This window comes from Sphingobium chlorophenolicum (assembly GCF_000722875.1).
GTDB classification, from domain to species: domain Bacteria; phylum Pseudomonadota; class Alphaproteobacteria; order Sphingomonadales; family Sphingomonadaceae; genus Sphingobium; species Sphingobium chlorophenolicum.
Map to the genome: position 1 here is coordinate 165,343 of NZ_JFHR01000001.1, position 22,310 is coordinate 187,652.

Genomic DNA, 22,310 nt, shown 5'->3' on the forward strand with positions numbered 1-22,310 from the left:
AGGTTTTTTGACGGATCGGTCTCTGCGTGTCTCATCGAGGCCATCCAGAACGCACGCCGGGCTGGCGCCACCCGGATCGATATTTCCCGGATCGAGAGCGATCGGGGGCCTGTGCTGCGTATTCGTGACGACGGGTGCGGCATCGCCGATCCGGTCAAGTTCCTGACGCTGGGCGACTCCGGTTGGGATGAGAAGATCGCCCGATCCGAAGATCCAGCGGGCATGGGCGTATTCAGCCTTGCGGGGCGCCATGTCACGGTCCGTTCCCACGCGGCCGAACTGGACGCGGCCTGGCAGGTGACCATCACCCCCGACGCCTGGGAAAGCGGCATGCCGCTCGATCTTGCGCCGACGGCCATCGACAAGGGCACCGAGATCGAGGTCGACATGGCCGAAGACTGGGTGAACGCACTCGAGCAGGCAGTGAAGGACGCCGCGCGCTTCTGCCCGGTGCCGGTCTGGCTCGACGGCAAGAGGCAACCCCACGAAAGCTTCCTCGCCGGTGCGGCGCGCGTCGAGAAATGGAACGGGTGCAACATCGGCATCTACAGCGACACCATTCATGTTCCACGCGAATTGGCGCGGATCAACTTCCATGGTCTCACGGTGCCTTGCCGGCTGCCGCATATCCATGACGGGGATGGAGATCCTGGCTGGTATGCCAAGGTCGACATCATAGATGCAGGCCACCTGCAACTCGTGCTACCTGCACGCAAGGAAATGGTGCAGGGGCCCGCGCTCGAGGCGTTGCACGAGGCCTGCGAGGCGGCGATCTTCCGCACTATCGCCCACAAGGGTCACCATCGGCTGTCCCATGCCCATTGGCTGCGGGCCAAGGCGCTCGGCGTGTTCCTCCCTGAAGCCGCGCCCTGGCTCTCGGCCTGGACGCCGCGCACCGCGGAAGCGGATAGCACCATGTTCGGCGAGCGGGTGGCGGGTGAACCGATGATCCTGATGCCGACCGACCAGGCCCATATCGAGCAGTGCGCCGCGCGCGCCCTCGCGTCGGGACAATTGCACGGCGCGACCCCGGTCGAGCCCGTCGACGATTTCGCGGGATACGCCTGGTATGATCAACTTCCGCGCGTGCTCGGATGGTCCTTCCGGGTCGACCGGGGCGAGGGCGACGTCTTCGACTATGCGGCTGATACGCAGCTGTCGCAGGTCCTGGTCTCCGGGCGCGTCGACGCGATCGAACTCGAAATCGCCATGCAGGCGTCAGCCGTTTCCGAGGAACCTGCCGAAATCCTCTCGCTGCCTGCGGATGTGCTGATCGTTCCCGATGACTGCTCGACCGAATTGGAGAACGTCGCCATCCTGCTCAGCGCCGACTGTACGATCACACCCAGCGAACTCGCCTGGCTGCTCGAAGCCGCCTGCTTCTACCACGTCGACGATTGTGATGCCGACAGCTATCATACCCAGCAGGCGGCATTCGACATGCAGGCGCGCTTTACCGCGAACATGTTGCTGCTCGGCGAAGATGCCGCGGTCCTCGAACGAGTCCGCGAGGCGATCCGCGAGCATGTCGCCTGGCTGATCCCCAAGGATCGGGCAATCCGGATGCAGGCTGTCAATTATCTGGTCGAGGCCAGCTTCGCGGACAATGACGACGAGGCCGCTCTCAGCGCCGCCGAATAACCCATTCTCTTTCCGGCCTGCCCGGCGCGTCATCACGCGCGCCGCGGCACGCCATGTCCATGAGGAATCGTCCCATGACCCAGGCTCTGCCATTCAGGAAGATTTTCGACGGCGTCGCGACGCGCGAGCAGATGTTCGAACTGTTCAACCGCGTTCCCGATTGCCCGTTCGAGGATCGCATTTCGGGGAAGGCATTTGAGAATACATGGTTCGAGATTGAACTCGAATCCTACGAATCCATGCTCGGGGAACTGCCGCCGCTCTTCATGCGCGCCGGGATGTTCGCCTGGTCTGAACTCAAGGCCGGTTTCGTCGGTTCGGTCTTCTTCGCCATCACGATCGGACGCAAGCGCTGGTTTACCGGTTATTGCAATCTTGGAGATCGCCATAGCCCCGACGCGATGCGGGCGGCAATCATAGCCCATGAGACAGCCGCCGCTCGGGGCATGAACCGCGAGCAGAAGCTCGAACTGATCTGGTCGCGCACGCACGCTGATTTTCGTGGTCTTGCAGGCGAGGCCGATCCCGATGCGTGGCCCCCGGAAGACCGGGGCAAACGCACGATCGTCATTTGTGAACCGGACGGCGGTTCCGCTTTGAAACTGCTCGAACGCCTTACCGATGATGAGATCGACCACCGGCTGCCGTCCGGGCCGGCGATCTAGCCTGCCGGGTGCTGTTCCATCCTTTCCATCCAGGAGCTGAAAGATGGCCAATCACTATCTGCAAACGGCGTTCGCCATTCCGCTGATGCCGCAGGAAGCAATCCTGCTCAAGGAATGCTTCGCCGTATCGACCCAACTGTCCAGCGACTTCGCCGAACTCTCGTCTAACGGGATGCAAGCGGTGAAGACCTATTACGCGTCGCTTAGCGAGGGATTCAGGAACACCTTCCCGAACAAACCGGAGGAGGAAGATCCTTTCGCGGACTTTCTCGATCTCTGGTCGGATCCGGGCTTTCCCGAGTTCGATGCCGATCTCATCATTCAAGGCGACCCGGAGGCCAAGACACAGTTCGCGTTCATCAGCGGCCATGAAGCCGACGTTCCGGCCCTCGCATCGCTGATCCAGAAAGTCTGCAAATCCGCGCTGCCGTTCGGCTTTCAATGGGCGGAGGTGGCCGACAAGGACATCGCTGACGGTTTCGGAGGCGGCTACTATGTCGTCACCGATACCGAGATATTCGGCGGCTCGACCCGGTGGCTCATGAAGGAGACGCTGCAAACCTTGCGGGCAGGAGCATGATCATGGCGGAACGCATCAACGCACGCGTCACCCTCCATGTCGAGGTGTTCGACGCCAAGGAGCTCTGGCAGCACGCATACGGGACCTACGAGGAGCAGAACGGCACAGCCGATCAGGGCGACTTCGAGGAGATGTACGGGACCGAGGACGATCCCGACATCGGGGAATGCATTCGCATGATCTTCGATCCGGGTGAAAGCCCGCCCTGCCTCCAGATCGAGGATAGCTCGGTCGAGGTTACGCTTGTGCTGTTGGAAAACCGATATCCGCTCTTCATCGCAGATCGCGGCGAGCCTGGGATCATAAGCGCCGAGCCTAAAGGCGCGCATCACCCCGAATATGGCGACGCGCTCGATATGATCGAGCCGGATACCGAGAGGGTATTCGCGCGATCGCAGGAGTGCCTCGACCACCATAGCAACCCGGCGCAATGGATCGAGAGCGTCCGGGCCAGGATGATGAAGCGGCTCTGAGGCCGCCAACAATCCGTCCATCCCCGACATAGCACCGGACACCTCGTGCGCCGCGTCCGGTCGCGCCCGCGAAGGAGATTTTCGATGAACGACGATCAATTCGACGCGCTGGTCGATGACGCTACCCATGCGGTCAACGACCTCATTCCCGACACTGTGCTGGACGGTCTTCGCGATAGTGAAAGGTCGGATCTGCTTTTCCAGATCAATGACGCGCTGACGCCGATTCTGCGCGAGGTAATCGACAGGACCGACAGCGGCAGCGACAATCCGACCCGCTCCAGCACGATTGCTGCTCTGATCTCCGAGCTGCTGGAAACCCATGCCCAAAAGTGTGACGAGGGCGGCGATTGTGCCAATGACCGCCCGCGGCATGTGATCTCGGAAGTTTACGGAACCAGCGCCAATATCGACAGCCTCGCGATCTGCGAGATCGAAATGGGCACGCAAATCTACCTCGTTCTGGACGATCATTCCGCCTTCCGCATCGCCGTGGAGGCGGTCTCCCCATGATCGAGATGCACTTGGCGCTTAGCGCGCTCAGGCGAGTAGCGCTCGTTTCTACCCAGAGCGAACTCGATGCTGCCAGGATGGAAGCCGCCGATATCCTCGATCAGGCCGGTTGGGAGAAATCGGCTCGCATCGTGATCGACAGCATCGGTCGCCCGGTTGCCTCCGACGATCAGGAAGGCCCGTCCCGACAAGGCTGATCCCGCATCGGCTATGCCTGCCTACCGGGCAGCAAAGCTGCCTCACCTCAACATCATGGAGGATATCATGGCCCAACTCTCTCCCCTTCGCGAGCGTTTGGCGAGCGCCGAGCACGCATATGCCTGCGCGATTCAGCGCCGCAGCGCCACCGGCCGCAACCAGTATGTCATCCGCACCGGCAGCCCGCTCCAGCCGTTCCGCGTCACGGAGACCCGGCCGGCGAGGGACGAAAATCTCGTTCTGCACGTCGCCTGAGACAAATCCTATCGTCGAGGAGGCGCCAATGAACGCTGCCGATCGATACCCGATCGAGCCGGGTATGTGGATCAGGACCGAGGAAAACGAGAAGCTCTTCTTCCTGCGATATTCATCGACCGGCCATTGGGGCTTCTTTTCCGAGGAGCGTCATCACACCGCGCGGGAATACAAGCTCCCGCTCGCGGGCCTCAAACCCTGGCACAAGGAACGCCGCCCATGAAAACGCACGCGATGGCGAGCGGCCTTCGGGTCACTCTCAGCAAGACCGAACTGCAGGCATTGCTTGCGCTCGCGCGATACGGCGCTGAACAGATTGCGGCCGCGCACCACTCTTATATCGTGCCCAAGCGACAGGAAGCCGTGGCGGCCGGCGTCATCCAGGGCCTCGAACAGGGTCTGTCGTCGGTCCGCTGGAAACAGGCGGAGGCCAAGGCAAGACGCGACGCACCGAAACGCGAGGCCGAGCGGCGTGCAACGCGCGAGCATCATGCCCAGATCGACGGCTATACCGTTTGGGGGATGTTGAGTGACTGGACCGATCTCTCCGATGACCCCGACCGGCGCCAGTGGGCGGACCTGTTAAATCCTCTGACCGAAGCGCGTGAGCAGGCAGAAATTCGCCGGAATGTCTGGCGGATATACATCAGCAAGGGCAGCGCGGCGGCGGACGATCTCATCGTCTATCCGGGCGATTGCACGCAAACCGCCGATCGTCAGGAAATCGAGGTGCTCGCCCGACGGATCATCGCGCAACATCGAGAATGACGGGATCGCGCCGGCAAGATATGCGCGCGCCCTCGGAGGGGACCACAGGATCGGCCATTGCGAAAGGGCCCGCAAGGAGGGGAGTAGGAGGGGCTGGCGGTGAACTTCCCTGGGAGCTTGCCATGACCGCCAGCGATTCTGCCACATACCATCGCGTATCCACGCCGCCCATATTCATCTCCGGATCGCTCTCCATCCGACAGCTTCCGGCCAGCGTAATGAAGCGGCTCGGCGCCGTCATCGACAAGGAGTTACCCGTCGTGATCGGCGACGCCCCTGGCGCGGATGCGGCCGTCCAACGATTTCTTGCCGATTGCGGTGTGCGTCACGTCACGATCTTCTGCGGAGGTTCCGTCCCCCGGCACAATATCGGCATATGGCCGGTCCGGCAGATCCGAGCAGATGCTCCTGCGGGCACGCGCGCCTTCCATAGCGCAAAAGATCGGGAAATGTGCCGCCTCGCCGGTGTCGGATTCGTCATATGGGACGGAGCGAGTCAGGGCAGTCGCGCCAACATCCGGCGACTATGCGAGCGCGGGCGGTATGTCGTCGTCTATCTTCGCCCTGAAGACCGTTTCGTCACCCTCGCCAGCGATGCGGAACGGATGGCGTTTTTGGCGTCATCTATCCATAGCGATGGAGTGTGATCATGCCCTCTTCTGACATCGACATATTGCCGTCGCGGGTAGGGACAGCGCCTATCAGCTGGCTCCCGATTTTTCGGACTGCTGGTAGCGCCGTCATGCACGGCGCGCGCGCAAGCGCCGGCGCACAGACCGCTTGAAAGACAGGCTTCTCCTTCTTAGATAGTGAATCGAACGATTCGATCAATTCGGTCGAATGGAGGCAGCTATGCAGACCATCACCGCCAACGAAGCCAAGACCCGCTTCGGCGAACTTATCGACCGCGTACAGCGCGAGCCGGTGCGCGTAACCCGCCGCAATCGGGTTGTGGGTGTGATGGTTTCCCCGGAAGACTATGCAGCCATGCGGGCGTTCTACGCGGACAGGCTCGCCAGCACGCTACGCGAAACCGCCAACGAGGCCGCGAAGAAGGGCCTTACCGATAGCGAACTGGAGCGTCTGCTGTCCGATGAAGGGTGACAGGTTCGTTATCGATACGAATGTCCTCATCAGCGCCGCGCTTTCAGCAGATTCGACCCCCGCAAGGGTGACGCTCTGGGTGATCGCCCATGCCCGGCTGATCTTCGCCGAGGCCACTTTCGAGGAATTTCGTTCCCGTCTTTGGCGTCCGAAATTCGACAGATATCTGACCATCGAGCGTCGAAATCAGATTCTACACGATTTCAGTGCAATCGCCGACTGGGTGGAACTGAATGACGATGCTCTTCCGGTCAGCAGCCGAGATCCGGATGATGATATGTTCATCCGCGCCGCCATTGCCGGATCGGCCCGTTGGCTTGTGAGTGGCGACAGGGATTTGCTGGACATTCAGGGATTGCCAGCGATTACGATCCTGACGCCGGCGGACATGCTGAAGCGGATTTCCGCATAGGTCTGACCCGGGCGGCGCCACGCTAGCGCAGCTGCGAATGACTCTGGCACTCCTCGACGCAAAGTCTTCGCGAATGGGAGGTGCGGCCCGGCTCGATGACGAAGTTCATCTGCGACCGGCGCCTGCTCGATCCCGACGAGTTCGATCATATCGTTGCCTAAGCGTCCACCGATCTCATCGGCTTCCTCGACGTCGTGGCGAGGCTGCCGCCCGATCAACTCCCGACCATCGGAAGCTGGCTCGAGCGGTTCAACGCCGGCGTTTCCTGATCGCTGACGGTCCATCGTTGGACGCAATCCCGCCATTTCTTGCGAGGTTCTTATGCTCACCATCCAGTTCCGGGCGAAAATCGTGACGATCTATTACACGGACGACACCATCGCGTATCGCCGGATCAAGATCCCCAGCATCGCGCGCCACCTCTGCGATATGAACGCCTTTCGCCGCTCACGAAAATTCGGAGCCTATGCGAACAGCGACCTGTTCCTCGCCATGGTGACGCGCGCCCTGAAAGAGAATGGCATCGCGAACTTCCTCCGCATGGGTGCGCTGCCCGAAGGCGTGGCCGTCGACGAAAGCGGTTTCCTCGCAGGCGTCACGATCACGCTTCCCGACCGATAGGGACGAGCAGCAATGCGCTGGGACATCCCCGCGAACTGAAGGAGCTTCGACATGCAAGCCACCGTCCGGCTGACGGCCAATGATATCCGCCAGCTTCGTTCGACCGCCGAACAGATTGCACGGCGGCATAGTTCCGCCCGTCGCTTCGCAATCGAGATTGCCGAACGCGTCAACCTCGCCACCGGCGCCGCTGGCCTCAACATTCGTGCGATCACCGACGATCCCGACTGGGAAGATACCGATCTGCACACGACACATCCCTGGTCGCGCATCCGTGAGCGTCATACGCTCGCCAACGGCACGGCACTGTTCGACCTCTATGTCTATGAGCGGCCCGGCATCGGCGAGACCGGCGATCTTGCCTGCTGCGTCGAGGCCGAACTGGATGGACAGGGCCTCGCAGCCTTTCACGCCGATAGCGCCAAGAATGTCTGGCGCCGGTCGGACCTGTAGATTGTCCTTCCACCCGTTCGATACGATGAGCGAGATCACGCACAGCAACCACACTTTGGGAAACCCGCCATGCGCCTGTCGGACGAGCTTGCCGCCAGACGCATTTTCTAGCGGGTCTGGACCGCAGAAGAGGAGGAAGGAGGTGATGGGCGAGGGGCCATCATGGATCCTCCGATCTCCATAAGGAACAACCCATGCCCATCCATCAGCCATCCGGTCCCGCGACCGAACCCGCCGTCGACACTTCCTCCCAGCCGTCCGCCGATCTTGTCGCGCTGTCCAGCAACGAGCTGATGGTTGCGCGCAGGCTTGCCTATGACCCTGAAAACGACGCCCTTGGTGAAGGGGATCTCTGGGTCGAATATATGGAAAGCGAGGACGACTGCATGGCCGCGCGCCAGATCGTTCCGTTCGACACATTCACGCTTTCCGTCTGGCATACCCTTGCCGCCGACATGTTCGAGGAACGCTCCGATGAACGCGACGCATCGCAGATCGACCAGCTGATCGAAAGGCGTGGCCTTTTTCCTCATGACCCCGCCAATGGTCCGCGGCGTATCGCGCTTCCCGCAATCGAACTCCAGATCGCGCTTGAAAAGGATATCAAAGCAGGTTCGTGTCGGATCGCCAATGCCCGGATAAGGGTCGATGCCCTCGATCAATTGTCCGGCATGGAACCCGACTTCTATACCAATCCGGAAGCCATATCGACCGCGGGCTGGGACGCGCTGTCGGTAACGATCTTCGAACAGACCTGCACGGCACCGACGGGCGGGCGCTTCGGGAACATCTTCGATCAACCCGACCTGACAACCGGAACGCCGCTCGCACACGCCCGCGCCCAACTCTTCGAACTCCAGACGGCACTCGCTACCGCCAAACGAAGCCGGCGGCAGGATCCTGTCTTCAAAATCTATGTGCGGAGCATGATGGACGAGCTGCTCGCGATGCCTCCGCTGCTGGAGGCGATCCATAATGACCACAGCGGCGCATTCCGCATCGTGGCCGCCTTTCTCGACGATCATCATCCCGAATGGTCCGAGGGGCTCTCGAAGAACCAGGCATTCAGTCCCTTGCTGCCCCTGCCTGTCGACTGGAATGGCCACGTCGATATCGTCGGCCTGGTGCAGGACTCGCGCGCCCGCATGTCCGCCGAAACGGTGGGTGTCGCGCCGCAGTTCTTCGGACTCTATGCCGGACGCCGCGATGGCAGTTCCGTCTGGCTTGGAGCGGCGGCCTGCGAAGCCGATGCCCATGCGCTGGTGACCGGGTTGGGCTAACCCGGCCCCATATCGGCCCGCTCATTGGCGCGACAGACTGGTGCAACAACAGGGCGGCAACATGGCGCCCTTCGCGCTCTCCACAGGGGGAAAGGGGGTGGTTGGTGGATGAGTTTCATCTGGGAGTTCACCAACCATGTCCAGCAGCCAGCAAACCACGAACATCCCCGAAATCGTCGTAATCGACAGCATTACCTGCCCCAACTGCGGCGCAGCCGAGTGCTACGATGATCCCACGAGCCCCACAGGCAAGCGGTTCAACATCAACGCCTATAAGGTCGGCGACAAGCACGGTTACTGGTGGAGTCGTTGCAACCTTTGCAATAGCTGGTTCTAGAAGGGCAGGAGGATTTCCGGCTCCCGCAAGCGTAACCGTCTTTCGTCTCACCGACCCTTCGCTTGAGAAGCGTGACGTCGCGGAGGCCAGCATGAACATAGAGATCATCGTCGGCCTCCCGCATCTCAATCGTGGCCCGCTTCTCCAGCGCGCGATCGAGATGCGCTATCCGGTCCTCATTTCAGCGAACGCGCTGTCGCGATGGGATCGCCGCGAGGGCTATGCGCGCTGGGCGGGCTGGAACCTGCGTTCGCTGGCCAATGCCTCGCGCCTGGTGTCGATCGACCTCGACTCCGCCGGCTTTGTCGTCGCTCATCGCTACCGCGGGCTGCCCTGGACGGCCGATGACTATATCGAACTGGCCGCAAGCTACCCATTTCGGCGCTTCGCGAGCCTCGACCTGTGCACCGAAGAGGAAATTGCCCGCGACCGCGACGAAGTCCTCGACCGTATCTCGCGCACCATCGCGCTCAATCATGCCTGTCATGCAAGAGCCGCCGATCGCGGAATCGATGCCCGGTTCATGCCCGTCATCCAGGGACGGCATCCCGACGACTATCTGCGATGCCTCGACGGCATTGCCGGTATCCTTCGGCCAGGCATGGTTGTCGGTATCGGCTCCATGTGCCGCCGCACGGTGTCCGGTCCTGATGGGCTTCTCGCGGTGCTAAGCCGGCTCGACCGGGACGCAGACCCTGCGCTCCGCTTCCACCTTTTCGGTGTGAAGGGAACAGCCCTCCATTATTTGCGGCCGCTTGCGCATCGCATCGCCAGCCTCGATTCCTGCGCCTATTCTCTGGCCGCGCGGATCGAGGCGTGGCGCGAAGGCTTTTCGAAGACCGACGAGTTCGTTGCCGGTCATATGGAGCGATGGCAACGCCGGCAGCAGGCCCGGCTCGACGGGGGCGACGCCGCATTCCAGCATCATCTGCCGCTCACGAAACCTGCGCTTTCGGCCGGAAACGCATGGGACAGAGCACTCGATCTCGCCCGGGCGGAAATCCGCACTTTGATCGAACAAGGGGAGATCGCGCACGAGCAAATCACCGAAGGGTGGGTCGCGCAGTGGGCGGCTGAAACCTATAGCGCCACGTAGTAACGCAGGTCCTGGTGAATTTAGCCTCGGTCGCTGACCTATGCGGTGTGCGAAGAACTCACCGGCCTATAAGGTCGAGGACGCCACGCAGGGTCTTGCCCATCGATCGAATCATCTCCTCGCCCGCCTCACCTCGTCATCCCGACAGAAGTTCCAATACTCGTCCATATCTGCGAGCGTTAGCTTCTTCGGCTGCATCTTGGCCCAGGCATCCGCCATAAAGAGCATGAAGCTCATTGCGCCGTCATCAGAAACGGCATGCGGCTGATACACGATAGGCAGGTTCATCACGAGCATCCCTGTCGGAGCACTTTGTTTCTTTTTCAAAGCGGCGATAGGCGACCGCCCGTTTTTCACAGGTCCGAGACGCTCCGATTACGCCTGTCGCTGCGAATTCACAAGATTGACCGCCAGATTGGCGTGAACGACGCGCGGTTGCAACCACCGATCACCGTCGCCGCACGGCCTGGCTGTGCCGATGGGGGCAATTGCGGCCTTCAAGCCCGCAAAAAGGAGGTATCCGTGACCCAGTGTCCCGAATCCAATTCGGCCGAGCGTCATTGCTATGGCGTGATTCTCCATCATCGCGCCGAATGGTGGCTTGTCGAATTTCCCGAGCGCGATCCGGACCCTATCAAGGCATGGGCCCTGACCGGCCAGCTTACGCCGGCGATGGCGGATTGGTTTCGTGCCGATACGGGCAATAACGCCGCCAAGGCAGAGGTCCCCGCGTTGAACCCGGACAGTCGCTGCTGGTCTGGTGAATTCTCGATCCGCCCGTCGCCGGATGCCGTCGATCGCTTCGACATCGATGCTCATCCCTGGGGCTCCGAAGCGGGCGAACTGGAGACGCGGCTTGCCCGCGCCATGATCGAAAGCACGCTGTTCCCGATCCCGCCCGGCTTCCTTTCGGTCTTCACAGGCCTTCCGGACGACGATCGGCCCGTTCTTGCCATCCGTCTCAGCGGCTATATCTGCTCTACGTTCGAAGTGCTCACCGCCCGCTATATGCCGGTCTATCGGCCTCGATCGCCCTGGCGGGACATATCGGGCGAGGCCGTCGGCGACAGCGGCAGTGACATTCTCGGATGGGCACCCGCCCGCGATTGGATCAGGCCAGCATGACGCACGGGACCCGCCGATGCCGGATCGAGCTTGCGCCGATACAGCTGGGCCATTATATCTGACTAGCTGGTCAGATGGAGAATTCTCATGACTACACCCAAACGGGCCGGTGACGGCCCCGCACGCAAAGGTGGTTCCAGGCTTCCACCAGCGGCGCGCGGATGGAAGCTCGAAGACGCCAAGGCGCGGTTCAGCGAGGTCGTTCGCCTGGCCCGCAGCGAAGGGCCGCAACGCGTCACGGTCCGCGGCAAGGATGCCGTCGTTATCATCAGCGCCGACGAACTCGAAAGGTTGCTGCCGCCCGAGCGTAAGAAGCCGCTCGTCGCCTTTCTCGAAGGACTGCACCTCGACGGCGTCGATCTGACGCGCGAACGCGATAGCGGACGGGATATCGTCTTGTGATCGGCTGGCTTCTCGACACCAATGTGATTGCCGCGCTCATCAATCCGGGCGGCGCGCCGAGCGTGAAGACATGGGCGTCGGAGCAGCCCGAAGAAGCGCTGTTCCTCAGCATCCTGACGCTCGGTGAATATGACAAGGGCATCCACGCCATACCTGCCGACCATTCTGAGCGGTCACGCTATATCGGGGCTCGCGATGCACTCGAAGCGCGTTTCAAAGGTCGCATTCTGTCCCTTGATGACGCGATCATCCGGCGATGGGGAGCAATCTCCGGCGACGTCAAGCTAGGCACGGGCCATACACCGAGCGTTGTCGACACGATGCTGGCGGCCACCGCGATCGAGCACCGGCTTTATCTCGTGACCCGCAACGTCAAGGATGTGCGTCACAGCGGTGCGGCCATATTCAATCCGTGGGAGGATGATCCCACGACACTGGCGCTATCCTGACCAGTTGGGGGAAGGATATCCTTCCTCAGGTTCTTTCGAGAAATCGCTCCCGTGCGAGGTCAAGTGCGTGCGAAAGCCTTATCGCCACCACCTGGTCCTTGGGGTCGACGAGGCACTCAAGTGCCGCCTCCATGTGCTTGATGGCGTTTTCCAGCCTTGGCTCTTCGTCTGTCATGTGTGCTTCTCCGTCCCGTCGCGCTCAGTCGGCGGGCACCCTCCCCGGAGGAGGATGCCGGCCCCTGAGCCGGACGGTCGAAAGACGCGAACAATAGAACGCGTGCCTGATCTTTAGCCGGAGCCTGGACATAATACAGGCAATCCGGCCGCAAGGCATGCGCCGACTCTATTGTTCGGAGTTTCGACTCTCCGGCCCGCCACCGGCGGACACGCTCCTCTAAACCAACCGGGCAGCAACTGCCAGTCGGTTCCGAGCGAAATTACCGGATGCCGCAGGTGGGTGCGGGGTCTTCAGCGTGTCGATAGACGCGCCGCCTCGACCGGCCGATACATGTCCGCGCGATCACGCATTACACCCGTAAGCCAGGCGAGATGGCTCGCAGCGTCCGCCAACGGCAACGTGGCTACCGCGTCGAACAGGTTACGCTGATAGGGTGGACCGCTGTCGAGGATATCCACCAGCTTCTCCCGCGCGGGGCTATGGGGATCGGTGATCTCGGCATTGGCTTCGCGGGCCGCCTCCAGAAAGGCCTCAGCCAGTTCCTGGGTCGCATAGTAGCCGCTGTCGAGATCTTCCCCGAGCGCGAGGGCGGCGATCTGGCTGCGCACATCCGCGATGTCGGGGTCGTTGACCGCATCGATCAGCGACAGGTTGAAATCGAAGGTGGCGAGATAGTCCGCGATCATGGGGAAAGTCCTTTCATCCATCACTGGAACATAGGGCAAACATAGTCACAATGGAAATGATCCTCGCAACGGGAACGCGGTCATGAATCCGTCTTCCGCATGGGCCGCCCCGATCGGCCGGCATCCCGCGCCGTGATCGGGACGGTCGCACCCCTGCGTCTCCGGGGACGCCTGCGTCGAACCGAGCGCGGTTTCCTCCTCGATATGGAGGATGGCCACGTCTGGCGCCTCAATGGCGCGCAGGATTTCCCGCCGCTGGTGGACGCAGTCGTCGTCGTCGAGGGACGCAAGGCGAGCCCCAGCCTCCTCGACGTTCTCTGGCTCGGGCCGGCGTAGCATCCCCAGAGGCACGCTCTGTTTCCTTCCTCAAACGTCGCGCTTGCGGCACCGTCGCCGCGGACCTCGGCGAGGACGCCTCGGCCCGCAATCAGCGTCGCACGATGTCTGTCATCACATTCTGCGCCGCCTCGCAGGGTCTCGGCGTGCCAGGGCTGGTCGGGGCAAGCAAGGGCTGCCTCCGGCCAAGAAAACCTAGGAGTAGAAGGGGCCTGCCGACGTTGTCGCTTGGGGTAAGCGGTCGGCAGGCCCCTTCTACTCCAAGCTTTTCTAAAGGCCGCAGCGCGACGTCCCTTGCTTGCCCCGACCAGCCCTGACCCTTGAGCCCCGGCGACGGCGGCTCCGAATGCGATGACAGACGGCCACCGTCGCGTCCTCCGCTGATCAGGAAGGAATGGCTTCGCCATATTTTTCTTTGTTCGAGACGCTACCGCGTCCGTATTATTGGCTCTGGCTCACCAAATGCGATGAAATACTGTCAAGAAAACAATAGAATATACTCGAAAAAGGGGAGGGGGTATAAGTATAGGTGCAGATGGGGATTGGCCCCGGAAGCATCGTTTGGAGTAAAGGCTATGAATATCGGTGAGTTTAACCTTAACAAGGGCCGCATCATCGGATGGATTGCCACCCGCGCAATCGACCTGCCCAAGCTGGCCTTGCGCCCGGTGGAAAGCGAAAACGAACTGGCCCCGGCTTATGAGATCATCGCGCCCAATGTCGGGGGCCGTGTCGTTCAGGTCGGCGCGCTTTGGGAAGCCGTCGCCAAGAAAACCGGCGAGGTTTTCCTGCAAGGCCATGTTGATGACCCGTCGATGCCCGAAGCCCTGCCCATCGCGCTTTTCGGCTCGGTGGAGGAAGGCTATCGGGTGGCATGGCGCAGGCAGGAGCGCGACGATTTCGGCCCCGCCATTCGCACCCCCCGCGACAATGCGCCTTCCGGCAACCGTGGCGATGACTACGGTTTCGGTGACAGCACCGCCGATGGAAGCGGCGGACTGTCCAGCCAAGGGGCCGCATCCGATTTTGACGACGAGGTGAGAGTCTAGGAACCGGACCAAGACGGGCCGGGGGAGCGCAGCAACGCTTCCCCGGACCCTAACCGATCATCCTGCCATCAGGAGTCAGACCCATGACGAAGAAGTCAGCTAAGAAGGCCGTTAGCACATTTGCCGACCTGCCGGAACTTATCGCGGAGGAAACCGCAACCCCCGCTTTTGAAGCATCCTTTGGCGATCCGTTGCCGCTGTCCATCATCGAACACGGCGACGAACCGGGCGAACATGAGATGCCCGAACCGTTCACCGCGCAGAAGGTTTGCGGCGAACTTATCACGTCGCTTTATTGCCTCTTGACGGACACGCGGCTTGACCCGCTCGCCCCGGATATTGCTTGGGGTATCGTCAACAGCTTCCATTTTGTCGCTGGAACGGTGGAGCGCCGGGAGGATCGCCTAGCCGACAAAATCCGCGATATGACGCGGTGCATGGAACCGGGCGAGGTATTCAACAAAGACCTTGAGGATACCCAGCTTCAATGCCGCTCGCTTGCGGAACAGCGCGCCGCCATCGAAACGATGCGCGACTATGCCGCCGCCATGTATCGCGCTTGCTGGCGTCGCGCATGGGCACCGACCAAGGGCAGCAAGGCGTCATCCGTCACCACCGCAAGCTATATCAATGCGCTGGATTTCTTGCAGGAACGCGCCCTTGCCAAGCGCGAGAAGCACCAGCCGCAAGGCCCCGTCGTCATCTTTTCCGGCCCCGCCATCTGGGACGAATGGGAACCGCTTTGGGCGAAGCTGACAGAGATCAAGGCCCGCGTTCCGCATATGACGCTTGTTACCACCGGGCAGCGGAAAGGGGCGGACGCCATCGCGGCGGCATGGGCAGCGCGGGAAGGCGTCCCCGTTGTCGCTTATGGCCTCTATGGAGGCGGGCGCAAGGCTCCCTATCAGCGAAACCGCAAGATGGGCGAGCTTGAGCCGGTGGAAGCCGTCCTTTGCGAAGGGTCCGGCATCCAAGCCAATCTCTATCAGACCATGCGGAAACAAGGCGTTCCCATCCATGCTTTCCGCAAGCCCAAGGATGCCCCCGCATCCCGCAAGCCGCAGAACGGCGAGGGGGACACGTTCAGGCAAGCACGGCGCAGCGCCTGAAACCAAACGGCGCGGCGCTTCCCCCAGCGCCGCGCTACCCATCACACGAGACCCGCCAAGGCTGGCGCGCATCCCCGCGCGCTGGCCTTTTGTCGTGCCCCCGGCCGCCGCCGCGCCTGACGGCGCGGCGGCGGGAAGAACCAAAAGGGGAAGGGCCGACAGGTTCACGCCCCCACCGAAGGGCCGAGCGCCCCACCGTCATCCCCCTTTGCGGGCCTTGGCGCGGCTGGCGCTTTCCCCGAATGGGAAGCATCGGAGGCACCCGACGCCCCCTTGAGCGCAGCCAGCGCGGCAGCGCCGCCCAACCGCAACACATGGCCCAGCACGTCCCGGAACTCGCGTTCCGTCAATTGCTCGACCGGCAGCGCCGTCACCATTGCCGCATAGCGATCGCGTAGCCGCTTGCGTAGCGCAGCCTTCTCGACCGCAATCCTCTTCTCGCGATCTTCCAGATCAGCGAGCCTATCGCGTTCAGACATTTTAGGCATGACCAGTTTCCTTCTCAGGCTGGCCCGCTCGTCACGCGATCCTTGTCGCACAGGCGCACCCGCGCCACAAGCGACCCCACCGCATAGCGCGACCTATCTCCCCACATCGACCACCACCGCAATGGGTGCGCCCGGCAGCGGTAGGGATGACGCAGCAACTCCGTTGCTGCGGGCAAGCGACGCACGCGCTTCGCGGTTTGTAATGCACCGTACGCACGGGTGCTGTGGCCTGAAACTGCCCTATAATCAATGGTTTCCGTTGGCAGACGCGTCAGCCAGATTTCACGTTATTTGGCTGACGCGTCTGCCGCCTCAGTACTATTGCCCGAAAAAGCCCCGCAATTCCGCCGTTTCCGGCTGGCAGACACGTCCGCCACGCTGATTTTATTGTGATCGTCGCTTGTCTGCGCTATAGTTGCTGTGCGTCGTGACCTCCTTGTCGAAGCTCCAGTCGGAGCATCACCTTGGCAAGGGTCACAATCCGGATCGACGATGCCCTTTACGAGCGGCTGCAGCGCCGTGCCCGTAAAGTCGGCGTCAGCGTCGCCGAACTCCTCCGCCCCGCGATCGACCAGACCGCCGATCCCCGCGGCGGCTACGTCTACACGACGCAGGACGAAATCCTCTCCTGCGTCCTGCAGACGCTCTCTATCCTCGCGGCATCGGTGCGACGCCGGTCGCCCGAGACGCTCGAACAGGGCATGGCCGACGCCAGGGCGCTGCTCCTCGAAAAGGGGCTGCTCTCACCGGACGAACAGCCATGACCCGGCGCGCGGATCCCCACCTCGCGGACACATGCCCGGCCTCGCGTTCCCCCTCGGCGGGCTTCCCGTCCGGCCGCGCGATTGCCTGCGATTATTCCCTGCCGGTCAGGGCCATCCCAAATCCGGGGGCATGCCGTAGCGCACCGCCAGCCGTTCGGGGGAGGGGCCGGCCATGAGCATCTTCCGCAACGACACGTTGGGGAGCTGGACGCGGGGCGGGCAGGCGATCGTCCACAATGTCCGCATGACCACCCAGGTCTTTTTCCAGACCGTGCTGGCCGGGCTGATCCTCTGGTTGATGGGGACCTGCTGGTATGCGTTCGAAAAGTCGACCGACTATCAGCGCTTCGTCCTCGCCAAGCTGGTGGAGGCGACCATCAAGGCGGATGCGGCGCCGGGGACCAATGACCCGGTGCTGTTCCGCACCCCCGACGGGCGCCAATACTGGACCTCGGCCGACACCCTCGCCGACTCCGGTGTCGCGAAGCAGGCGCTCCACAAACTCGAAAAGGACCTCATCCACGGGGCGGCCATTGCCGGTGTGGTCGCCCTCTTCGGACTGGTCAGTGCCTGGTTCTATTTTACCAGAACTGGGAAGGGGCTCGGCTCCAACGAATATCTGCGCGGCGCCCGCTTCGGGACGGCCTCGGAAGTGCGGCGCGCGCTCCGGGGGCAGAAGAAGGGGGCGCTCACAATCGGCGGCGTCGCCGTGCCGGAAGCCTTCGAGCCCGAACATATCCTGCTGGTCGGCGCTCCAGGAACGGGCAAGACCAACCTCATCACCACCATGCTCGAAGGCATCCGCAAGCAGGGTAAGCGGGCGATCGTCTATGACACGGCCGGGAGCTTCGTTGAGAAATTCTATCGCCCCGGCAGGGACATCCTGCTCAACCCGCTCGACAAGCGCACCGACATCTGGAGTCCCTGGGTCGATGTTCCGCGGGAGTATCATTACGACCAGATCGCGGAATCTACGATCCCCGACAAACATGGCGATCCGTTCTGGAGCAAGGCCGCGCGCGGCACGCTGGTCGCCGTCCTGCGCAAGCTCGCGCGGCAGAAGCACACGCTCATCTCGGTCCTGCTTGATCGGGTGCTGCGTTCCCCGCTCGCCGATCTTGCCGCCTATGTGAAGGGCACCGATGCCGCCGCTTTCATCTCCGCCGAGGGAGAGCGCACCTCGGCCGGCGTCCAGGCCGAGCTTGCCTCGGTCATGCGCAGCTTCGCCTATCTCGACGATACCGAGGACGGCTTCTCGATCCGGCGTTGGGTCGAGGACGAGAAGGACGACAGCTGGCTGTTCGTCACCGTCAAGGCCGACCAGCTTCCTTCGCTGCGCCCCCTGATCACGGTCTGGCTCGACATCGCGATCAGCGCGATCATGAGCCTCACGCCCGACCGCGACCGGCGGCTCTATTGCGTCATTGACGAATTGCCGACGCTCCAGAAGCTCCCCAGCCTATCCGACTTCCTCGCCCGTGCGCGCAAATATGGCGGCTGCGGCATATTGGGGTTCCAGTCCTATCCCCAGCTGACCGCGACCTACGGCAAGGAGGATGCGGCGGCCATCACCGGCTACTGCTCGACCTGGGTCGCGCTCCGGGCGAACGATAGCGACACCTCGGAACTTATCTCCAAAAACCTTGGCCGGGTCGAGCAGGTCGAAGCCAACGAGGGGATGAGCTACGGCGTCAATGACATGCGCGACGGGGTGAACCTCAGTCGCATGCAGGTGACCCGCCCGCTGGTTCTGGACACCGAGGTCACCCATCTGCCGAACCTTTCGGGTTTCCTCCGTTTCGGGCGCAATCTCCCCGTCGTCCGTTTCACCGATCGCTTCAATCCGCTGCCTTCGATCGCGGCCGCGTTCGTTGAACGCACCGAGCCCCCCAAAAGGCTGCCGCTCGGCAAGGCCATCATCTCCCAGGCGTGGGCAGAGCGCCGCGCGCGCCAGGCGCGGGAGGAGGCCGCGAGGCGAGGGCAGGGTCCGGGACATCCGGACACGCCGCCGTCTCCCGGAACGGGGCAAGGCGATCTTTTTACCGGCGAGGCCAATCCCCCGCCGGCGCGGGAGCCGACCCAGGAGCCGCCCAGCCTGCCGGATCCCCAGGACGCCGTGCCGCAGGATGAGGTGTTCGGACCCACCGACCACAGCGATTCCGGCATGACGGACGAGGGAGCGCCGATCGACGATCATCCCGACGAGGAGAACAGGGTTGCCACCCCCATCCCCTTGTTGGGGGCGACGCGCGGCACGATCCGTGTGCGGCTCGACAGCCATGGCCGTTCCGAAGGCCCGCGTGAGAAGGCGAAGCCGGCATGATCCATCCTCGCCGCCTCAAGGGGACACCCGCCAATATCGGCCGCTACTATACAATCGGCGACTATTATACCAAGGGCGGCAACGAACCCTCCGAATGGGGCGGCAAGCTCGCCGCCAGCCTCGGCCTGTCCGGGCCTGTCGACCCCAAGCAGTTCGAGGAACTGCTCGCCGGCAAGGTCGGCGACCAGCAGCTCGGTCGCCGGCGCAAGGAAGGCATCCAGCATCATCCCGGCTGGGATTTCACGATCAGCGCGCCCAAGTCGATCTCGATCCTGGCGCTGGTCACGGGCGACGAGCGCATCCTTGCCGCGCACGAGCGGGCGGTCGGGGTTGCGCTTGCCTATGCCGAGGAACATGCCGAGCTGCGCCGCCGGGTGGACGGCGAGATCGTCCACGAGACGACGGGCCGGCTGCTGTTCGCGCGTTTCACCGAATATGCCAGCCGCGAGCACGACCCGCAGCTCCATACCCATGTCGTCATTCTCAACATGACCAACCATCTCAATGGCGACCGCATGTCGAGTCTCGAGACGCGCTCGATGTATGCCGAGCAGCTCGTCATGGGTCAGATCTATCGCAACGAGATTGCCCGCGACGTGCGCGCGCTGGGGCATGAGATCGTGTTCGATCCGCGTAAGGGGCTGTTCGAGGTCGAAGGCATGCCCGGCCAGCTTATCCGTGACTATTCGCAGCGCGCCGAGCAGATCAACGAGCATGCCGCGGAGCACGGGCTTGAGGGACAGGCCCAGCGCCGGATCTCCTTCTTCGCGACCCGAAAGGCCAAGGAGACGATCGGCCTCGATGACCTGCGCGAGCAATGGCGCGTGCGTGCTGAACCCTATCGTGAAGATCTCGACAGGCTCCAGGCCGCGGCGCAGGAGCGGGGTGAACGAACCATCGAGACCGATCCGCGCGTTGCCCGCCGCGCCGCTCTGTTCGGCATCCGCCAGAATGAAACGCGCGAGGCGGTCAACAATATAGGCCGTCTCTATCGCACCGCGCTCGCATCGCATGTCGGTGAGGTCCGCCTGGGCGACGTGCGGCCGCTCTACGATGCGCAGGAGAACAAGGGCAAGCTGCTGGTCACGGTGCGCCAGACCGGCGACCAGCCGCTTCCGCGCGGCCGGACATCGCGCCGGACCGCCAAACTCGAACTCGCCCTGTCCGAGCATCTGTCGCTGGCCATGGGCGATGCGAAGCCGGTTGCCACCCGTGAACGGCTGGAAGAGGCTGCGACGGCCGCCAGGCTGAAGCCCGAACAGACCGCGGCGCTGATCGCCATCGGCAGCGGCACAAACCGGGCGGTCGGCGTGCATGGTGTCGGCGGCGCAGGCAAATCCACCCTGGTCGCCGCGTTGGTCGATGCGACCCGCGACGACTATACCACCGTGGCGCTCGCACCGACCTCTTCGGCGGCGGCGGAACTCGGGCACAAGGCGGGCATCGAATCCCGCACGCTCGCCTCGCTGCTCGCGAGCGGCGGTTATGGCATTACCGACAGGCATATTCTCGCGCTCGACGAGGCGGGCCAGCTCGGCAACCGCCAGGCGCTGCGCGTGCTGGAGATCAGCCGCGCGACCGGCGCGCGTCTCATATTCCTCGGCGACAATAAGCAGACGGGCGCGATCGAGCAGGGCAAGGCCTATTGGCTGCTCCAGCAACTCGGGCTGCCGACTAGCCAGCTCAAGGAGTCGCGGCGCCACCTGACCGACGCGACGCAGGAGGCCGCGGACATGGCGCGCAAGGGCGACTATGCCGCGTCGCTCGCCGCGCTGGATCGCGTGACCACCGGCGACACCGCGGAGAACCTCGCCAAGGCGATGGTCGCCGATTGGACCCGGCTCAAACCGGAGATACGGGGCGAAACCAATATCCTCGTCCTCGACAACGCGACCCGTCTGATCGTCAACAGCCATATCCGCGAAGTCCTGAAACGCGAGGGCACCGTCGCGGCCGAAGACCATCGGCTCGAAGTGCTGACCCCGTCCGGCCTGACCGACCAGGAAAAGCAGATGGCGCGCTTCTACAGCGCGGGCCAGGTGCTCAAGTTCACGCGCGACAATCCCAGGCTGGGGATCGCACGCGACGCCGACTATCGCGTCGTCGGGGTCGGCCGGAACAATCATGGCCGCCAGGTCGTGCGCCTGGTCGACGAGCATGGCCGCCAGATCGAATGGCGTCCGGGCCTCGGCAAGGCGGCGCATGTCAATGTGTTCCTGCCTGAGAAGCGCGACCTTGCCCAGGGCGACCGCATCCAGTGGCGGCTGGTCAACAAGGAACTCGAGGTCAAGAATGCCGAACGCGGCACCGTTCTGGCGCTCGAGGGCAATATCGCGACGATCAGATGGGACCGCGGCGAGCGCGTCCAGCAGGTCGATCTCTCGGTCCACCGGACCTGGGATCATGGGTATTCGGAAACCGTCTATTCGTCGCAGTCCAAGACCTATGACCGCGTCTATGCGCTGGCGCCTGTGGAATCCGGCCTCGTCAACGGTCAGAACTATTACACCGCCATCACTCGCGCCGCCTATGGCGTGAAGCTCTGGACCGAGAGCCAGCAACGTCTCGCGGAAAAGCTCGCCTCGCGATCGGGCGAGAAGACCTCGTCGCTCGAAGGGCTCGGCCGGATCAGGGCCGACAGCCACAAGATGCGGGGACTTCGCCACAAGGACCGGCACGACCGCTCCCGCGAGGAGAATGCCCGCGAGCGCGCCGCCCGTAATGCCGAGCGGGAGCAGCGCGAGCGGAAACGGCAGGGCCGCTCCGAACCCCGCCCGAACAGTCTTGCCGAGATCCTCGCCGGCCGCGCGCAGGAGGCTGCCTCGCTGGTCGACCGCTTCCTGCGCGGCACGATCGAACGGGACCGTCAGCACGCGCCGGCGGAGCCCGATCGCGCGGGTACGCGCGAGCCTGTCCACCAACCAGAACCCCAATCCCAACCTCAGCCGCAGCACGATCATGGCGATCGTGGCGGCGGGCATGACCGATAGGAGAAGATGATGGAA

30 protein-coding genes are annotated in these 22,310 nt (G+C 63.0%); 25 read left to right on the forward strand and 5 right to left on the reverse strand.

Annotation, left to right across the window (positions count from 1 at the left end):
• The first annotated feature begins 111 nt into the window (after positions 1-111).
• The 15 genes from BV95_RS00810 to BV95_RS00875 all read left to right on the forward strand — a co-directional run bounded on the left by BV95_RS00810 (position 112) and on the right by BV95_RS00875 (position 8,963).
• Entirely contained in the window at positions 112-1,641 is a 1,530-nt protein-coding gene (locus BV95_RS00810; RefSeq protein WP_232037381.1) for an ATP-binding protein, read from the forward strand.
• Between the two features lie 74 nt (positions 1,642-1,715).
• A complete protein-coding gene (locus BV95_RS00815) occupies positions 1,716-2,306 on the forward strand; it encodes a DUF1419 domain-containing protein (protein ID WP_013846887.1) in 591 nt (196 codons plus the stop codon).
• Between the two features lie 43 nt (positions 2,307-2,349).
• Positions 2,350-2,886, forward strand: a complete 537-nt coding sequence (locus BV95_RS22575; protein WP_013846886.1) for a hypothetical protein — start codon at positions 2,350-2,352, stop codon at positions 2,884-2,886.
• A 2-nt stretch (positions 2,887-2,888) separates the two neighbouring features.
• A complete protein-coding gene (locus BV95_RS00825) occupies positions 2,889-3,359 on the forward strand; it encodes a hypothetical protein (protein WP_013846885.1) in 471 nt (156 codons plus the stop codon).
• Between the two features lie 84 nt (positions 3,360-3,443).
• On the forward strand, positions 3,444-3,872 hold the full coding sequence (locus BV95_RS00830) for a hypothetical protein (protein ID WP_013846884.1): 429 nt from the start codon (positions 3,444-3,446) through the stop codon (positions 3,870-3,872).
• Positions 3,869-4,069 carry a hypothetical protein gene (locus tag BV95_RS00835; protein WP_013846883.1) on the forward strand — a complete coding sequence of 67 codons (201 nt, stop codon included), beginning with the start codon at positions 3,869-3,871 and terminating at the stop codon, positions 4,067-4,069. The genes BV95_RS00830 and BV95_RS00835 overlap by 4 nt, the downstream gene beginning before the upstream one ends.
• A gap of 67 nt (positions 4,070-4,136) precedes the next feature.
• Positions 4,137-4,325: a hypothetical protein gene (locus BV95_RS00840; protein ID WP_013846882.1), complete on the forward strand. Its 189-nt coding sequence runs from the start codon at positions 4,137-4,139 to the stop codon at positions 4,323-4,325.
• A gap of 28 nt (positions 4,326-4,353) precedes the next feature.
• Positions 4,354-4,548, forward strand: coding sequence for a hypothetical protein (locus BV95_RS23365; protein ID WP_013846881.1), 195 nt, complete (start codon positions 4,354-4,356; stop codon positions 4,546-4,548).
• Entirely contained in the window at positions 4,545-5,093 is a 549-nt protein-coding gene (locus tag BV95_RS00845; protein ID WP_013846880.1) for a hypothetical protein, read from the forward strand. Before BV95_RS23365 ends, BV95_RS00845 begins: the two co-directional genes overlap by 4 nt.
• Before the next feature lie 122 nt (positions 5,094-5,215).
• Positions 5,216-5,740: a hypothetical protein gene (locus BV95_RS22580; RefSeq protein ID WP_119034652.1), complete on the forward strand. Its 525-nt coding sequence runs from the start codon at positions 5,216-5,218 to the stop codon at positions 5,738-5,740.
• A 205-nt stretch (positions 5,741-5,945) separates the two neighbouring features.
• The gene (locus BV95_RS00855) at positions 5,946-6,197 is read left to right on the forward strand and encodes a type II toxin-antitoxin system prevent-host-death family antitoxin (RefSeq protein WP_013846878.1); all 252 of its coding nucleotides are present in this window, start codon (positions 5,946-5,948) and stop codon (positions 6,195-6,197) included.
• The gene (locus tag BV95_RS00860) at positions 6,187-6,609 is read left to right on the forward strand and encodes a putative toxin-antitoxin system toxin component, PIN family (RefSeq protein ID WP_013846877.1); all 423 of its coding nucleotides are present in this window, start codon (positions 6,187-6,189) and stop codon (positions 6,607-6,609) included. The genes BV95_RS00855 and BV95_RS00860 overlap by 11 nt, the downstream gene beginning before the upstream one ends.
• 321 nt (positions 6,610-6,930) lie before the next feature.
• Positions 6,931-7,230 (forward strand): hypothetical protein, encoded by a 300-nt coding sequence (locus BV95_RS00865; protein WP_013846876.1) that lies wholly within the window; start codon positions 6,931-6,933, stop codon positions 7,228-7,230.
• A 51-nt stretch (positions 7,231-7,281) separates the two neighbouring features.
• Entirely contained in the window at positions 7,282-7,683 is a 402-nt protein-coding gene (locus tag BV95_RS00870; RefSeq protein ID WP_030538185.1) for a hypothetical protein, read from the forward strand.
• 194 nt (positions 7,684-7,877) lie between these two features.
• On the forward strand, positions 7,878-8,963 hold the full coding sequence (locus BV95_RS00875; protein WP_013846875.1) for a hypothetical protein: 1,086 nt from the start codon (positions 7,878-7,880) through the stop codon (positions 8,961-8,963).
• 127 nt (positions 8,964-9,090) lie between these two features.
• Here the strand turns inward: BV95_RS00875 and BV95_RS24410 are convergent, their stop codons facing one another.
• On the reverse strand, positions 9,091-9,408 hold the full coding sequence (locus tag BV95_RS24410) for a hypothetical protein (RefSeq protein WP_170150862.1): 318 nt from the start codon (positions 9,406-9,408) through the stop codon (positions 9,091-9,093).
• Here BV95_RS24410 and BV95_RS00885 point away from each other — a divergent pair.
• Entirely contained in the window at positions 9,392-10,396 is a 1,005-nt protein-coding gene (locus tag BV95_RS00885) for a deazapurine DNA modification protein DpdA family protein (RefSeq protein WP_013846873.1), read from the forward strand. The genes BV95_RS24410 and BV95_RS00885 overlap by 17 nt on opposite strands.
• 111 nt (positions 10,397-10,507) lie before the next feature.
• On the opposite strand, the gene BV95_RS00890 is transcribed toward BV95_RS00885, so the two are convergent.
• Positions 10,508-10,684, reverse strand: coding sequence for a hypothetical protein (locus BV95_RS00890; RefSeq protein ID WP_013846872.1), 177 nt, complete (start codon positions 10,682-10,684; stop codon positions 10,508-10,510).
• A gap of 234 nt (positions 10,685-10,918) precedes the next feature.
• Between BV95_RS00890 and BV95_RS00895 the strand changes: the two genes are divergently transcribed.
• The 3 genes from BV95_RS00895 (at position 10,919) to BV95_RS00905 (ending at position 12,372) form a co-directional block, all read left to right on the forward strand.
• The gene (locus BV95_RS00895) at positions 10,919-11,521 is read left to right on the forward strand and encodes a hypothetical protein (protein ID WP_013846871.1); all 603 of its coding nucleotides are present in this window, start codon (positions 10,919-10,921) and stop codon (positions 11,519-11,521) included.
• 87 nt (positions 11,522-11,608) lie between these two features.
• On the forward strand, positions 11,609-11,923 hold the full coding sequence (locus BV95_RS00900) for a type II toxin-antitoxin system Phd/YefM family antitoxin (protein WP_013846870.1): 315 nt from the start codon (positions 11,609-11,611) through the stop codon (positions 11,921-11,923).
• Positions 11,920-12,372 (forward strand): type II toxin-antitoxin system VapC family toxin, encoded by a 453-nt coding sequence (locus BV95_RS00905; protein WP_013846869.1) that lies wholly within the window; start codon positions 11,920-11,922, stop codon positions 12,370-12,372. Before BV95_RS00900 ends, BV95_RS00905 begins: the two co-directional genes overlap by 4 nt.
• A gap of 25 nt (positions 12,373-12,397) precedes the next feature.
• On the opposite strand, the gene BV95_RS24215 is transcribed toward BV95_RS00905, so the two are convergent.
• The gene (locus tag BV95_RS24215; protein WP_169804641.1) at positions 12,398-12,547 is read right to left on the reverse strand and encodes a hypothetical protein; all 150 of its coding nucleotides are present in this window, start codon (positions 12,545-12,547) and stop codon (positions 12,398-12,400) included.
• A 293-nt stretch (positions 12,548-12,840) separates the two neighbouring features.
• Positions 12,841-13,236, reverse strand: coding sequence for a hypothetical protein (locus BV95_RS00910; RefSeq protein ID WP_013846867.1), 396 nt, complete (start codon positions 13,234-13,236; stop codon positions 12,841-12,843).
• A 99-nt stretch (positions 13,237-13,335) separates the two neighbouring features.
• Here BV95_RS00910 and BV95_RS23370 point away from each other — a divergent pair, with 99 nt between their 5' ends.
• From BV95_RS23370 to BV95_RS00925, 3 genes are all read left to right on the forward strand, one after another.
• Entirely contained in the window at positions 13,336-13,572 is a 237-nt protein-coding gene (locus BV95_RS23370) for a DUF5818 domain-containing protein (protein WP_062116437.1), read from the forward strand.
• A 575-nt stretch (positions 13,573-14,147) separates the two neighbouring features.
• Positions 14,148-14,621, forward strand: coding sequence for a DUF736 domain-containing protein (locus tag BV95_RS00920; RefSeq protein WP_030538182.1), 474 nt, complete (start codon positions 14,148-14,150; stop codon positions 14,619-14,621).
• Positions 14,622-14,704: 83 nt separating this feature from the next.
• Entirely contained in the window at positions 14,705-15,730 is a 1,026-nt protein-coding gene (locus BV95_RS00925) for an SLOG family protein (RefSeq protein WP_013846864.1), read from the forward strand.
• Between the two features lie 164 nt (positions 15,731-15,894).
• Here BV95_RS00925 and BV95_RS00930 read toward each other — a convergent pair whose 3' ends face one another.
• Positions 15,895-16,218, reverse strand: coding sequence for a hypothetical protein (locus tag BV95_RS00930; protein ID WP_013846863.1), 324 nt, complete (start codon positions 16,216-16,218; stop codon positions 15,895-15,897).
• Between the two features lie 464 nt (positions 16,219-16,682).
• On the opposite strand from BV95_RS00930, the gene BV95_RS00935 reads away from it, so the two are divergent.
• The 3 genes from BV95_RS00935 to mobF all read left to right on the forward strand — a co-directional run bounded on the left by BV95_RS00935 (position 16,683) and on the right by mobF (position 22,295).
• Positions 16,683-16,982 (forward strand): ribbon-helix-helix domain-containing protein, encoded by a 300-nt coding sequence (locus BV95_RS00935; protein WP_013846862.1) that lies wholly within the window; start codon positions 16,683-16,685, stop codon positions 16,980-16,982.
• A gap of 172 nt (positions 16,983-17,154) precedes the next feature.
• Positions 17,155-19,305 carry a type IV secretion system DNA-binding domain-containing protein gene (locus BV95_RS00940; RefSeq protein WP_013846861.1) on the forward strand — a complete coding sequence of 717 codons (2,151 nt, stop codon included), beginning with the start codon at positions 17,155-17,157 and terminating at the stop codon, positions 19,303-19,305.
• Entirely contained in the window at positions 19,302-22,295 is a 2,994-nt protein-coding gene (gene mobF, locus BV95_RS00945) for a MobF family relaxase (protein ID WP_013846860.1), read from the forward strand. The genes BV95_RS00940 and mobF overlap by 4 nt, the downstream gene beginning before the upstream one ends.
• Positions 22,296-22,310 lie beyond the last annotated feature (15 nt).